Origin of the sequence: Kribbella turkmenica, assembly GCF_004348725.1 — a bacterium.
Taxonomy (GTDB): Bacteria; Actinomycetota; Actinomycetes; order Propionibacteriales; family Kribbellaceae; genus Kribbella; species Kribbella turkmenica.
The window spans coordinates 12,595-25,800 of sequence record NZ_SMKR01000053.1; the positions used below are offsets into that span (position 1 = coordinate 12,595).

The following is a 13,206-nucleotide window of genomic DNA, read 5'->3' on the forward strand; positions in this document are numbered from 1 at the left end:
AACGGGTGACGGTCGTGGCGTTGCCGATGTTCAGGCGACTGGACACAATCTTCAGGTGTCTCTGAGCCGACCGGACGGCCTTCGCGCCGGCTTCCACGCGGACTTGCACGACCCGGTGAGCGGCCTCGTGCACGCGGGCGAGCAGTGGGTCCCGGAGCGGTTCCTGATCGAGCCGCACGAGCACCCGGTGTGGGAGATCTACCTGCAGTTGCACGGCGTCACCCGGTGGGTGGCCGGCGAGCAAAGCTACCTGCTCCAGCCCGGCCACCTGTTCGCCGTACCGCCGAAGCTCCGGCACCACCTGGCCGCGCGGTCCGGCAATCACCACTTCTACTTCGCCGCGGTCGATCTCGATCCCGTCGTACGGCGACACCCGTCGCTGGCCGCGGTATGGCCGGCAACCGTCGTACACCGCGAGGCCGGGGAGCTCGCGTACGCGTTCGCGCACCTGGTCCGCGAGCTGACCACGCGCTACGAGTACGCCGAGACCGGACTGAGCCTCGCGGTCGACCACCTGGTGCTGGCGGTCAGCCGGGCGATGGCACCGACCGCGGCTCCGCAACTCGCGATGCATCCCGCCGTGCGCACGGTGAAACGGCTGCTGGATCAGGAGTTCGAGGAACGGTGGACCCTCCGCCGGCTCGCCGACCGGGTCGGCCTGGCCCCGTCGTACCTGGCCGAACTGTTCGCCGGCCACCTCGGCCAGCCGCCGCACCGCTACCTCAACGAGCGCCGCATCGACCGCGCGCGCCAGCTCCTCGAGTCCACCGACCTGACCGTCACCGCCATCGCGCACACCCTCGGCTTCAGCTCCAGCCAGCACTTCGCCCGGACGTTCCGCCAACTCACCCGCACCACCCCGACGGCCTACCGCGCGACCGGCCGCCCGGCTCCCGGCGTCACCTGACCACGACCCGGACGTCGGCTACTTGTCGTCGGAGCTGAACAGGGTCTCGGAATCCGGCTCGGGCCGCGTGCGCCGGCGCAGGTGGTCGGGCGGCTCCTCGTCGTCGAGGACGCCGTCACCGGGCCGGCCCTCGGGGCCGCCGAACAGCAGGTCGGACATCTGCAGGTGGACGTGCTCGACCTGCGGTACGTCGGGCAGGACGACCTGACCGCGTTCGCCGGCGGACTCGATGTGCAGCGTGCCGCAGCCGAGGATGCGGTCGATCAGGCCGTGCTCGTAGGAGACGTCGTTGATCCGCATCAGCGGGATGTCCCGGCCGGTCCGGGTGAGGATGCCGTGCCGGGTGATGAGGCGGCGGTTGGTCAGCGTGTAGGTCGAGAAGAACCAGTTCAGGAACGGTTTGGCCGCGAACGTCAGCAGCAGCACCACCCCGACCGCGAGGATCGCGATCCGGCCCGGCGTCTGCAGGCTGCCGGACGGCACGACCGCGGCCAGGAAACCACCCGCGCCCGCCACCACGAGCAGCACGAACACCGGGAAGATCAGCGCCTTCCAGTGCGTCCGGGTGCTGACGACGACGTACTCGTCCTCGCCCAACAACTTCGCCGAGATCGCCATGCCCCCAGTGTCACAGTTCCCGGGTTCGGTTGTCCTGCCCCGACACGGAGACCTGTGGACGGCGGCTGCCGGCCCGGGCCCACATATGGTTGAACTCTTCACAAAATGCATACAGTGCGCCAGTATGCGCGAGGGGTAACTGTCGGGGGGCCGGGACAAGGAGCCGAAATGGCGATTCTGTCGGTACTCGATCGGGAGCACACGGTCGCTCCACCGGGCTACAGCCGCTGGCTGATCCCCCCGGCCGCACTCGCCGTGCATCTGTGCATCGGCCAGGCCTACGCGACGAGCGTGTACAAGACGTCGCTGGTGAAGCACTTCGACACCAGCCAGACCGCGATCGGGGTCATCTTCAGCATCGCGATCGTGATGCTCGGGCTGTCGGCCGCGGTCGGCGGCACCTGGGTGGAGCGCAACGGTCCGCGGAAGGCGATGTTCGTGTCCGCCTGCTTCTGGGCCACCGGCTTCCTGGTCGGTGCCCTCGGCATCGGCACCGGCCAGCTCTGGCTCGCCTACCTCGGGTACGGCGTCATCGGCGGCATCGGCCTGGGCATCGGCTACATCTCCCCGGTGTCGACGCTGATCAAGTGGTTTCCGGACCGGCCCGGCCTGGCCACCGGCCTGGCGATCATGGGCTTCGGCGGCGGCGCGCTGGTCGCCAGCCCGCTGTCGCGTCAACTGCTCAGCCTGTACGACGACAACTACGATCCCGGCAACAGCGCGTCGGTGGCCGGCGGCGGTGCCCTGGTGGCGTTGTTCCTCACCCTCGGCATCGGCTACTTCGTGATCATGATGTTCGGCGTGTTCACCGTCCGGGTGCCCGCCGACGACTGGACGCCGGACGGTTTCGACCCGGCGTCGGTGCGGCAGAGGGCCCTCGTCACAACCAGCCACGTGTCCGCCGCGAACGCGATCAGGACCCCACAGTTCTGGTGCCTGTGGGTGGTGCTGTTCTGCAACGTGACCGCGGGCATCGGCATCCTCGAGCAGGCCAGCCCGATGATCCAGGACTTCTTCCGCGGCGGCGACGGCACGTCGTCGGTCGCGGTGGCCGCGGCGGCCGGCTTCGTCGGCCTGCTGTCGATCTTCAACATGGCCGGCCGGTTCGGCTGGTCGAGCACGTCTGACGTGATCGGCCGCAAGCCCATCTACGCGGTGTACCTGGGCGTCGGCATCGTCGCCTACTTCCTGCTGGCCACGGTCGGCCACACCAGCACGGCGATCTTCGTCCTGCTGGCGGCGGTGATCCTGTCGTTCTACGGCGGCGGGTTCGCGACGGTACCGGCGTACCTGCGGGATCTCTTCGGGACCTACCAGGTCGGCGCGATCCACGGCCGGCTGCTGACCGCGTGGTCCGCGGCCGGGATCGCCGGCCCGCTGATCATCAACGGGTTCCTCGACCGGGAGGGCAAGCCGGGCACGCTGACGGCCGAGGCGTACCGGCCGGCGCTGTTCACGATGGTCGGCGTCCTGGCCGTCGGCTTCGTCGCCAACCTGCTGATCCGCCCGGTCGCGGAGCGGTTCCACGAGCGGTCCGAGCCGGCGATGGAGGCGGCGAAATGAACCAGACCCCACGCCTGGTGATCTCCTGGCTGCTGGTCGCCGTACTGCTCGGCTACGGCGTCGTGCAGACGCTGATCACCGCGGCGAAGATCTTCACCAGTTAGCTCGTCCGGAGGTGGGTGACATCCCCCGCGGCCAGCGGTCGTGCGCCGCCGGGGGTGTCCACGAGCAACCGCCCGTCGTTGTCCAGGTCGCGTGCCCTGCCCTCGAGGAAGGTGCCGTCGGGCAGTTCCACCCGGACGAGCCGGCCGAGCGTCGCGGACAGCTCGCGGTACTCCGGCAGGATCGTGGCCGGATCCCCGTCGGCATCGGCCCAGGTCTGGTAGCGCGTCGCGAGCTCTCGCAGCACGGCGGCGAGGACCGTCACCCGGTCGGTCGTGGCGGCCTTCTCGAGGGCAAGTGACGTGGCGCCCGGATGCGGCTTCTCGGACTCCCGCAGGGTCACGTTGATCCCGAAGCCGACCACCGCGGCCGGTCCGTCCACGCGCTCGAGCAGGATGCCGGCCAGCTTGCGGTCCTCCACGAGTACGTCGTTCGGCCACTTCACCCGGGCCGGGATCTCCCCCACCCGCCGAACGGCGGCCGCGACGGCCAACGGCACGAGCAAACCCAGCCAAGGCAGACGAGCGGCGGCCACAGCGGTCGGACGCAGCAGCACGGAGGTGAGCAGGGCAGAACGCGGCGGTGTGGTCCAGGTGCGCCCGAGCCGCCCTCGCCCCGACGACTGATGCTCCGCAGTGACCACCAGTCCCTCGGACGCGCCCGCAAGCGCGGCAGCCGCAACGACGGCGTTGGTCGACTCGGTGTCGTCCAGTACGTCGATCTGCGTCCACAGCGAGCCAGGCCGCACCAGCCGCCCCCGCAGGAAGCGTGCGTCGAGGGGCGGCCGCTCCAGGTCGCTGAACATCAGCCGGTGTTCTGCAGGCCGGCAGCGACACCGGACACGGTCAGCAGCAGCAGTCGCCTGGTCCGGATGATCTGCTCCTCGTCCAACGAGTCGTCGGTCCGCAGCGTGCGCAGTGCCCGCAACTGCAGGTAGCTGAGGGCGTCGACGTACGGGTTGCGCAACTCGACCGCACGGCCCAGCACGCGGCGTCCGGCGAGCAGACGGTCCTGGTCGAGCACCTTGAGCACCCACTCGGTCGTCAGCGCGTGCTCGTCCAGCATCAGCTGCGTCAGGTCCTGACGGTCGCCCAGCTCGAGGTAGCGGCCGAGAATGCGCCGGTCGGTCTTCGCCAGCGACATCTCGGCGTTCTCCAGCATCACCTGGAACAGCGGCCAGTTCTGATTCGCGTCACGCAGTACGGCGATGTCCCCGACCGCGGCCAGCGCCGAGCCGAGGCCGTACCAGCCGGGCGCGTTCACGCGGGCCTGCGACCACGCGAACACCCATGGGATCGCCCGCAGGTCCTCCAGCGACGAGACCGCCACACCACGACGGGCCGGACGCGATCCGAGCGGCAGCTGTCCGAGCTCCTCCAGCGGAGTGACCCGGCCGAACCACTCCGCGAACCCGTCCGCCTTCACCAGCCGGTGGTACGCCGTCCGTGCGGCCTCGTCGAGCGTCTTCTCCACGACCGAGAACCGGTTCGCCGCCGCGGCCGCCCGCTCTTCCACCGCCGGAGTGGACGCGAGCAGCGTCGCCGCGGTCACCTGCTCGATGTGCCGCTGCGCGATCGCCGCGTTGCCGTACCGGGCCGGGATCGCCTCCCCCTGCTCGGTGAGCTTGAAGCGACCGGCCACCGAGCCCGGAGCCTGCGCGAGTACGGCGCGGTTCGCCGGACCACCGCCACGACCCAGCGCACCACCACGGCCGTGGAACAGGGTCAGCCGGATCGCGTTGCGCTGCGCCCACGCGGTGATCCGCGCCTGCGCGTCGTACAGCGCGAGTGTCGCCGACACGGGCCCGACGTCCTTGGCGGAGTCGGAGTACCCGAGCATGACCTCGAAGCGCCGGTCGTTGGCGGTCAGCCGGTGCCGGACCCGGGTGAGCTGGATCGCGTTGTCCAGCACCTCCACCGAGTTCTGCAGGTCTTCACCGGTCTCGAACAGCGGTACGACGTCCAGCTCGATCGGACGGCCGTCCATGGCGGCGTCCGCGAGCTCGTAGACCGCTGCGAGATCACCGGCGCTGCGGGTGAACGAGACGACGTACCGGCGGCAGGCCTCGGGGCCGAAGCGCTGCTGGATCTGGCCGATCACCCGCAGCGTCGCGAGCACCTCCTCGGTCTGGTCGGAGAGCTCACCACCGCTCAGCACCTCTTCCAGCGCCTTGGTGTGCACGGACGAGTGCTGACGGACCTCCAGCTCGGCCAGGTGGAAGCCGAAAGAGTTCACCTGCCAGATGAGCTGCTGCAGCTCGCCGTACGCCTGCCGGGGAGCGCCTGCGGTCACCAACGAGTCCTGCAGGACCTTCAGCTCGTGCAGGAAGTCAGCTGCCCGCGGGTACCCGAAGTCGGCGTCCCGTGCCCGCGTTGCGGCCAGCCGGCGTGCCGCCAGCAGCAGGAGCTGGCGGTGCGGCTCGGACGGCGAGCGGGTCTCGATGTCCGCGATCAGGTCGGGGTTGACCGCGCGAGCGTCCTCGAGGATGCGGCGGACCGGCGCGGACGGCGGTGTGGTCGCCGCGTCCAGCGTCAGCGCGCGGCCGAGCGCGTCCGTGGCCTGCTCGAGGGCGCGCAGGACGTGATCGGCCTGGATCTGCATGGCTTCGCGCGTGATCGCGGCCGTGACGTTCGGGTTGCCGTCGCGGTCGCCGCCGATCCAGGAGCCGAGCCGGACGAACGGCGCCACCACCGGCAGTTTCGTACCCGCCGCGTCGCCGGCCAAAGCGTCGTCGAGCCGGCGATAGACGTTGCCGACGACATCGAACAGGGTCTCCTCGAACACCGCCATCGCGGACCGGACCTCGTCCAGCGGTGACGGGCGGCTGGTGCGCAGCTGCGACGTACGCCAGAGGATGTCGACCTGCTCGATCAGGCGGCGCTGGTTCTCCGCCAGCTCGCTGTCGCCGGCCCGCGGATCGGTCCGCTCCTCCAGCAGCGACGAGATCCGCCGGATGGTGGCCAGCACGGCGCGGCGCCGGGCCTCGGTCGGGTGTGCGGTCAGCACCGGGCGGAACTCCAGCCCGTTCAGCAGGGCGCGGGCCTGCTGCTCGCCGCTCTCCCGGGAGATCTGCTCGACCGCCTGGGCCAGCTCGGACACCACCGCGGCGCTGCCGGCGCGGTCGCGCTCGCGCAGCACGCGGGCCCGGTGCAGCTCCTCGCTGAGGTTCGTCAGGTGGAAGTAGCAGGTGAACGCCCGGGCGACGTCCTCGGCCCGCTCGTGCGGCCACGAGGCAACCAGTTGCTCGGCCGCGGCGCCGTCACCGGCGATGGTGAGCTCGCGGAGTTTCTCGACGTCGTCGAGCAGCGCCTGGCCGGCGTACTCCACCAGAACCTTGCCGAGGATCTCGCCGAGCAGGCGCACGTCGGCCCGCAGTGCCTCGGGCACCTCGAACCGCGCGCGGGTACGGGTCTCACTACCGGTCTCGGTCACGTTCGCCCACCCTATCGGCGGCCGCACGCGTCCGCCGCATAGTCCGCCTGCTGGAAGCCCGATCGTGACCGCACGATCAGCTACTTCTCGGTAAGCCTCAGACGTTGCCGAAGCCGCCACCGACCACCCGGGACACGACCGCGGCCAGCTCGGCGGGAGTCCGCTCGGTGCCGTCGACAACGAGCATGCGGGCGCTGGCCTCGGTCATCGAGGCGAGCAACTCGGCCAGGACGGGCAGGTTCGCGTCCGGGTCGGTGACGCCGGGCAGGGACTTCATCAGGGTCAGTCTCAGGCCTTCGACCAGGAAGGCACGGGCCGCCCGGACCCGGTCGGCGACCACCGGCGCAGCGCCGTACTGGGCGCCGAAGACGATCCGCCAGGACCGCGGGTGCTGCGCGGCGGTCGTGAGGAAGGCGGTCAGGCCGTCGAGCACATGCTGCTCGGGGGTGCCGACACTCGGGTCGGCCGGCAGCGCGGCGACGATGGAGATGACCAGGTGCTGCTCCTCGCGGGCGAGCAGCGCCAGCAGGAGTTCGTCGCGGTTGGCGAAACAGTCGTAGACGACCGGTTTGGTGACACCGGCGGCGTCCGCCACGGACTGCATCGTCGTACCGGCGTAGCCCTTCTCGGAGAAGACCTCGAGGGCGGCGTCCAGGATCATCGGGCGCCGGCGCTCGGGGCCCAGATGGGCCGCGCGGCGACGCGGTCCTCCGTCCTCCACCACTTGACAAAACCTACCAGATCGTAGGAAGTTCCTACGGTCTGGTAGGAACCCGCTCCGGCATGCGCCTACGGTCCGGGTTCCGACACCTTCGGGGAGGTCGCCATGACCCTACGGATGCCGCGCCTCCGGCGCGGTACGCCATCGGGCTGTGGCCCCCGGCCTTCCCTCGTCGCTCCAGTCGCTGCGTTCCCTCCGCTGTTCGGTCCGGGCCGGGAGGCCTCATGACGGGGCGAGGCGGTGCCGGCTGGCTGGAGTCCGTCGGGCTGACCTCGCTGGACGCGTGCGAACTGGCCCGGCTGGTCGACCGGACGTCGGAGCGGGAGCTTCGGCATCGGCTCATCGGGGGAGTGCGGGAGATCGCGTTGCGCGAGATCTTCCGCCGGATGCCGGAGTACCTCCGACCCGCCCGCGCCGCCGGGTTCGACGCCGTCGTCGCCTGGCAGGTCACGGGGGCGGGCGGGTCCGGTCCGGCCGGCGACGTGGACGCGTTCTGGATCCGGGTCGGCGACGGGCGCTGCACCCTCCTCGACGAGGAACCCGACGCCGCCGACATCTCGGTCCGCACCGATCCGGCCACCCTCCTGCGGGTGGTCACCGGCACCGAGGACCCGGTCCTCGCCGTGCTCAAGCAACGCCTCTCGGTCCGCGGCGACCTCGCCCTGGCCGCCCGGCTGGCCAAGATCTTCGTGGTCGGTCCCAACTGACGGTGACCCCGTGTTGCGGTGGATGTCACAGCACGCCGCGGGGTGCACCCGGTTAGGCTGCCCGATTATGGGAGAGACCGTGAACATCCACACCACCGCCGGGAAGATCGCGGACCTCGAGCAGCGGCTCGACGAGGCCGTGCACGCCGGGTCGGAGCGCGCGGTGGAGAAGCAGCACGCGCGCGGGAAGAAGACCGCCCGGGAGCGGATCGCGCTGCTGCTGGACGAGGGCTCCTTCTCCGAGCTGGACGAGTTCGCCCGGCACCGGTCGACCGCCTTCGGCCTGGACGCCAACCGCCCGTACGGCGACGGCGTGGTCACCGGTTTCGGTACCATCGACGGCCGGCAGGTGTGTGTGTTCGCGCAGGACTTCACCGTCTTCGGCGGCAGCCTCGGCGAGGTGTTCGGCGAGAAGATCGTCAAGGTGATGGACCTGGCGATGAAGATCGGCTGCCCGCTGATCGGCATCAACGACTCCGGCGGCGCCCGGATCCAGGAGGGCGTGGTCAGCCTCGGCCTGTACGGCGAGATCTTCCGCCGCAACGTCCGTGCCTCCGGGGTGATCCCGCAGATCTCCCTCATCATGGGCCCGTGCGCGGGCGGCGCGGTCTACTCCCCCGCGGTCACCGACTTCACCGTGATGGTGGACGAGTCGTCGTACATGTTCATCACCGGGCCGGACGTGATCAAGACCGTCACCGGCGAGGACGTCACCCAGGAGGAGCTCGGCGGCGCCCGGACGCACAACACCAAGTCCGGGAACGCGCACTACCTCGGCAGCGACGAGGAGGACGCGATCGAGTGGGTGAAGTCGCTGGTCGGTCACCTGCCGCAGAACAACCTGGAGGACCCGCCGGTCTACGAGGCCGACGCGGACCTGGAGGTGACCGAGACCGATCTGGCCCTGGACACGCTGATCCCGGACTCGCCGAACCAGCCGTACGACATGCACACCGCGATCGAGGCGGTGCTGGACGAGGGCGACTTCCTCGAGGTGCAGGCGCTGTTCGCGCCGAACATGATCGTCGGGTTCGGCCGGGTCGAGGGCCGCCCGGTCGGGGTGGTCGCGAACCAGCCGCTGCAGTTCGCCGGCACGCTGGACATCGACGCGTCCGAGAAGGCCGCCCGGTTCGTCCGGACCTGCGACGCGTTCAACCTGCCGATCCTGACCTTCGTCGACGTCCCCGGCTTCCTGCCCGGCACCGACCAGGAGTGGAACGGCATCATCCGCCGCGGCGCCAAGCTGATCTACGCGTACGCCGAGGCGACCGTGCCGATGATCACCGTGATCACCCGCAAGGCGTACGGCGGTGCGTACGACGTGATGGGGTCGAAGCACCTGGGCGCGGACATGAACATCGCCTGGCCCACCGCCCAGATCGCGGTGATGGGCGCGCAGGGCGCGGTGAATATCCTCTACCGCCGGGAACTGGCTGCAGTCGCGGACGCCGGTGGTGATTCAGAGACCCGCCGCAAGCAGCTGATCACCGAGTACGAGGACCACCTGGCGAACCCGTACGTCGCGGCCGAGCGCGGGTACATCGACGCGGTCGTCAAGCCGAGCGAGACCCGCGCGGAGATCGTCCGGGCGCTCCGCCTGCTCCGCACCAAACGCGACACCCTGCCGCCGAAGAAGCATGGGAACATCCCACTGTGAACGAGCAGCCGAGGTTGCAGGTCGTCAAGGGCGAGCCGACTCCGGAGGAGCTCGCCGCGCTGGTCGCGGTGCTCGCGGCCCGCTCCGCGGCGGCCGCCGTACCGGCCGAACCGGACCGGGCGTCCGACTGGGCGACGTACTGGCGGCACGCCCGGCAGCCCTTCCACCCGGGCCCGGGTCGTTGGCGGGCGTCCGCCTACCCGTAACACTTGGCCATGGCCAAGTACGAGGTCAACCCCGCGGCCGTCGAGCACGCGAAACGACTGATCGACGGCCGGCAGTACGTGCTGGACAGCGACTGGGGTGAGGTGCAGCCCCGGGCGGACGACCAGAACACCTATCTGGCGAACCACAGCTGGGAGGAGTACGCCGCCTGGCACCTCGGCCTCACCGTCGGCCCGGCGGACGAGACCAAGGCCCGTTACGGCTTCGTCGTCGGCGACTTCCGCCGGATCCACCGCTCCGCCCTGATCGCCTCGGTCTACCGCGCCTCCGAGTGGCGCCACAAGGCCGTCGAACTGGCCGCCCACGACCTCCTTCAACTCCTCGACAAGAAGTCCGGCCTGACCGCCTAGTCGTTCGGCCGTGCGGGTCGGGTCAGGTACGGCGGAAGCGGACTACCGGGTAGATCGGGGTCTCGCCGGACGTTCGTCGTGGGCCGGCGAAGGTGGTGGCCGCGTCGAGGGCCAGGCGGTGGCGGGCGGCGGTCGCGACGAGGTGGGACAGGGCGTCCTGGGAGCGGGACTCGTTCGGGCCGCGGCCGTCGGCGTACCGGCCGGCGTCGGTCTTCTCGGTGGTGGTGACGAAGACGCCGTCCGGGCGGAGAATGCGGGCCACCTCGGCGACCACCGGCTCGCTGTCGTCCAGCAGGTGCAGCAGCCAGACGGCGACGACGGCGTCGCAGCGCCGGTCGGCGATCGGCAGCCGGGCCGCGTCGGCCGCGGCGACGTGCCCTGGCAACCGGATCCTGGCGTGCTCGAGCATCGCGGTGGACAGGTCGACACCGTGCACCAAGTTGCCACGGGCAACCAGCTCGGCCCCGACGATCCCGGTGCCGACGGCAAGCTCGAGCACCCGTCCGCCCTTGGGCAGCAGGGAATCCACCGCCTCGGCCGCGGCCTGGGCTCGGGCCAGGCCTCCGCGGGTGTCGTCGTACCGGGCGGCCTCGGTCTCGTCGTAGGAGACTCTCGGGGAGGACTTCCACAGCGCCGGCCAGGAGATGCCGACCTCGGCGAGCATCCGGCGGAGCAACGGCAGGGAGACCCCGACGACGTTGTGGTAGTCGCCCTCGATCCCGGTCACGAACGGACCGCCGAGGCCGTCGACGGTGAACGACCCGGCGACCACGAGCGGCTCGCCGGTGGCGACGTACGCGTCGATCTCCTCGTCGGTCAGGTCGGCGAACCGGACGGTGGTCGACTCGAGCTCGCGGAGCTCCCGCTTCGACGTGGTGTCGATCAGGCAGTGCCCGGTGTGCAGTACGCCGGTCCGGCCGCGCATGGACCGCAGTCGTTCGCGCGCGATCTCCGGCGTGCCGGGCTTGCCGAAGGGCTCGCCGTCCAGCTCGAGCACCGAGTCGCAGCCGAGCACGGCCGCGTGCTCGGTCAGCTCGGCGACCACGGCGCGCGCCTTCAGGGTGGCGAGGACGCGGGCCAGCTCGCCCGGGCTTTCCGCGGTGACGTTGTCCTCGTCGACGCCGGAGACGATCACCTCCGGCTCGACGCCGGCCCCGCGCAGCGTCTTCAGCCGCGCCGGCGACGCCGACGCCAGCACGAACCGGACGCTCACAGCTTCGCGAGGGCGCGACGCAGCGGGTCGAGCCCGATCGAGCCGAGGTTCAGCGCGTCGGAGTGGAAGGTGCGCAGGTCGAACGCGGATCCCTTGCGCTGCTTGGCCTCGTCGCGCGCCTGCAGCCAGATCCGCTCGCCCACCTTGTACGACGGCGCCTGCCCGGGCCAGCCCAGGTAGCGGTTCAGCTCGGCCTTCAGGAACTCGGTCTCCATCCGGCAGTGCGCCCGGAGGAACTCGAACCCGAGGTCGGCGTTCCAGCGCTCACCGGGACGCCAGCCGAACGCGTTGTCCCGCGGGATCTCCAGCTCCAGGTGCATGCCGATGTCGACGATCACCCGGGCCGCCCGGAACCCCTGCGCGTCCAGCATGCCGAACCGCGCTCCCGGGTCCTCGAGGTATCCCAGCTCCTCCATCAGGCGCTCGGCGTACAGGGCCCAGCCCTCGCCGTGGCCGGAGACCCAGCAGGCGATCCGCTGCCAGCGGTTCAGCAGGTCGGTGCGCAGCATCGTCTGCGCGCACTGGAGGTGATGCCCGGGGACGCCCTCGTGGTAGACGGTGGTGACCTCACGCCAGGTGGCGAAGTCCTCGACGCCGTTCGGCACCGCCCACCACATCCGGCCCGGCCGCGTGGTCAGGTCCTCGCTCGGCGGCGTGTAGTAGATCGAGCCGTCCGAGGTCGGCGCGATCATGCACTGCAGGGTGCGGATCTCGGCCGGGATGTCGAAGTGCGTGCCGCCCAGCTCGGCGACGGCGGCGTCGGACAGCTCCTGCATCCAGTCGCGGAACGCCTCCTTGCCGTGGACCTTGCGCGCCGGGTCTTCGTCCAGGATCGCCGCGGTGGCCTCGATCGAGCGGTCACCGGCGTTCAGCCCGGCCGCGATCGACTGCATGTCGGCCTCGATCCGGGCCAGTTCCTCCCAGCCCCAGGCGTAGGTCTCCTCGAGGTCGACGGCCGCGCCGAGGAAGTTGCGGGAGGCAAGCTCGTAGACCTCGCGACCGCACGCGTCCCGCTCCGGCGCCTGCGGCGCGATCTCGGCGGTCAGCCAGCCGCCGAACTGCTCGTACGCCTTCCGCGCCGACGCGGCCGCGGCCTCGACGGTCGCCTTCACCGGACTGTCCGGCGCCTGCGCGGCCAGCCCGGCGAAGAAGTCGTCGCCGTCGGCACCGGTCCAGCTGGCGATCCGGTCGGCCAGGTCCTTCACCTGCCGTACGGCGGACACCCGGCCCTGCGCGGCCTGCTCGAGCAGGGTCTCGCGGTAGCCGTCCAGCGTCGTCCCGACCTGGTTGAGCCGGATCGCGATGGTCTCCCAGTCCTGCTCGGTCGCGGTCGGCATCAGGTCGAACACCTGCCGGATCTCCGCCGGGACGGAGGCGAGCGCGTTCAGCTGGTGCTGCGGGACGCCGGCCTCGTACGTCTCCAGCTCCAGTCCGAGCCGCTCCAGGAACGCGTCCTTGGCGACCTCCTCGCGGGGGCTGCCGGTCACGGTCGCCCGTGCCTCGGCGAGCGACCGCCGGGTCAGGTCGATGAGCGCCTCGAACCCGGACGGGGTGTAGTCCGGCAGTTCATGGTCGTGGCCCTCGATCCCCATGAACGTCGCCGCGGTCGGCGACAGTGCGACGTACTCCTCGAGGTATCGCTCGGAGAGCTGGTCTATCGGGCTGTTCGTCGTGGTGGCATCGGTCACCCGCCGACCCTACCCCGCAGGGC

Annotated in this window: 13 protein-coding genes; 7 read left to right on the forward strand and 6 right to left on the reverse strand. The window is 70.8% G+C overall.

Annotated features, from left to right (window positions below):
- The first annotated feature begins 55 nt into the window (after positions 1 to 55).
- Positions 56 to 907, forward strand: coding sequence for a helix-turn-helix transcriptional regulator (locus E1218_RS14445; protein WP_165949268.1), 852 nt, complete (start codon positions 56 to 58; stop codon positions 905 to 907).
- Between the two features lie 18 nt (positions 908 to 925).
- On the opposite strand, the gene E1218_RS14450 is transcribed toward E1218_RS14445, so the two are convergent.
- Positions 926 to 1,525: a PH domain-containing protein gene (locus E1218_RS14450; RefSeq protein ID WP_132320242.1), complete on the reverse strand. Its 600-nt coding sequence runs from the start codon at positions 1,523 to 1,525 to the stop codon at positions 926 to 928.
- 168 nt (positions 1,526 to 1,693) lie between these two features.
- On the opposite strand from E1218_RS14450, the gene E1218_RS14455 reads away from it, so the two are divergent.
- Both E1218_RS14455 and E1218_RS38395 read left to right on the forward strand, forming a co-directional pair.
- Positions 1,694 to 3,088, forward strand: a complete 1,395-nt coding sequence (locus tag E1218_RS14455) for an OFA family MFS transporter (RefSeq protein WP_202866011.1) — start codon at positions 1,694 to 1,696, stop codon at positions 3,086 to 3,088.
- Positions 3,085 to 3,192 carry an MFS transporter small subunit gene (locus E1218_RS38395; RefSeq protein WP_456073677.1) on the forward strand — a complete coding sequence of 36 codons (108 nt, stop codon included), beginning with the start codon at positions 3,085 to 3,087 and terminating at the stop codon, positions 3,190 to 3,192. The genes E1218_RS14455 and E1218_RS38395 overlap by 4 nt, the downstream gene beginning before the upstream one ends.
- Here the strand turns inward: E1218_RS38395 and E1218_RS14460 are convergent.
- The 3 genes from E1218_RS14460 to E1218_RS14470 form a co-directional block, all read right to left on the reverse strand.
- Positions 3,189 to 3,995, reverse strand: a complete 807-nt coding sequence (locus tag E1218_RS14460; protein ID WP_132320244.1) for a biotin--[acetyl-CoA-carboxylase] ligase — start codon at positions 3,993 to 3,995, stop codon at positions 3,189 to 3,191. The two genes, E1218_RS38395 and E1218_RS14460, sit on opposite strands and share 4 nt — an antisense overlap.
- Positions 3,995 to 6,622 carry a phosphoenolpyruvate carboxylase gene (locus tag E1218_RS14465; protein WP_132320246.1) on the reverse strand — a complete coding sequence of 876 codons (2,628 nt, stop codon included), beginning with the start codon at positions 6,620 to 6,622 and terminating at the stop codon, positions 3,995 to 3,997. The genes E1218_RS14460 and E1218_RS14465 overlap by 1 nt, the downstream gene beginning before the upstream one ends.
- 97 nt (positions 6,623 to 6,719) lie before the next feature.
- Positions 6,720 to 7,346 carry a TetR/AcrR family transcriptional regulator gene (locus E1218_RS14470; RefSeq protein WP_132320248.1) on the reverse strand — a complete coding sequence of 209 codons (627 nt, stop codon included), beginning with the start codon at positions 7,344 to 7,346 and terminating at the stop codon, positions 6,720 to 6,722.
- 221 nt (positions 7,347 to 7,567) lie between these two features.
- On the opposite strand from E1218_RS14470, the gene E1218_RS14475 reads away from it, so the two are divergent.
- From E1218_RS14475 to E1218_RS14490, 4 genes are all read left to right on the forward strand, one after another.
- A complete protein-coding gene (locus E1218_RS14475) occupies positions 7,568 to 8,050 on the forward strand; it encodes an SCP2 sterol-binding domain-containing protein (protein WP_165949269.1) in 483 nt (160 codons plus the stop codon).
- A gap of 67 nt (positions 8,051 to 8,117) precedes the next feature.
- The gene (locus tag E1218_RS14480; RefSeq protein ID WP_202866012.1) at positions 8,118 to 9,707 is read left to right on the forward strand and encodes an acyl-CoA carboxylase subunit beta; all 1,590 of its coding nucleotides are present in this window, start codon (positions 8,118 to 8,120) and stop codon (positions 9,705 to 9,707) included.
- Positions 9,704 to 9,913, forward strand: coding sequence for an acyl-CoA carboxylase subunit epsilon (locus E1218_RS14485; RefSeq protein WP_233712226.1), 210 nt, complete (start codon positions 9,704 to 9,706; stop codon positions 9,911 to 9,913). The genes E1218_RS14480 and E1218_RS14485 overlap by 4 nt, the downstream gene beginning before the upstream one ends.
- A gap of 9 nt (positions 9,914 to 9,922) precedes the next feature.
- Complete coding sequence (locus E1218_RS14490) at positions 9,923 to 10,282, forward strand: hypothetical protein (protein ID WP_132320252.1); 360 nt, start codon at positions 9,923 to 9,925, stop codon at positions 10,280 to 10,282.
- Positions 10,283 to 10,304: 22 nt separating this feature from the next.
- On the opposite strand, the gene E1218_RS37955 is transcribed toward E1218_RS14490, so the two are convergent.
- Together E1218_RS37955 and E1218_RS14500 are read right to left on the reverse strand one after the other, a co-directional pair.
- Entirely contained in the window at positions 10,305 to 11,495 is a 1,191-nt protein-coding gene (locus E1218_RS37955; protein WP_132320254.1) for a Maf family nucleotide pyrophosphatase, read from the reverse strand.
- Positions 11,492 to 13,183, reverse strand: a complete 1,692-nt coding sequence (locus E1218_RS14500; protein ID WP_202866014.1) for a DUF885 domain-containing protein — start codon at positions 13,181 to 13,183, stop codon at positions 11,492 to 11,494. The genes E1218_RS37955 and E1218_RS14500 overlap by 4 nt, the downstream gene beginning before the upstream one ends.
- Positions 13,184 to 13,206: the final 23 nt, after the last annotated feature.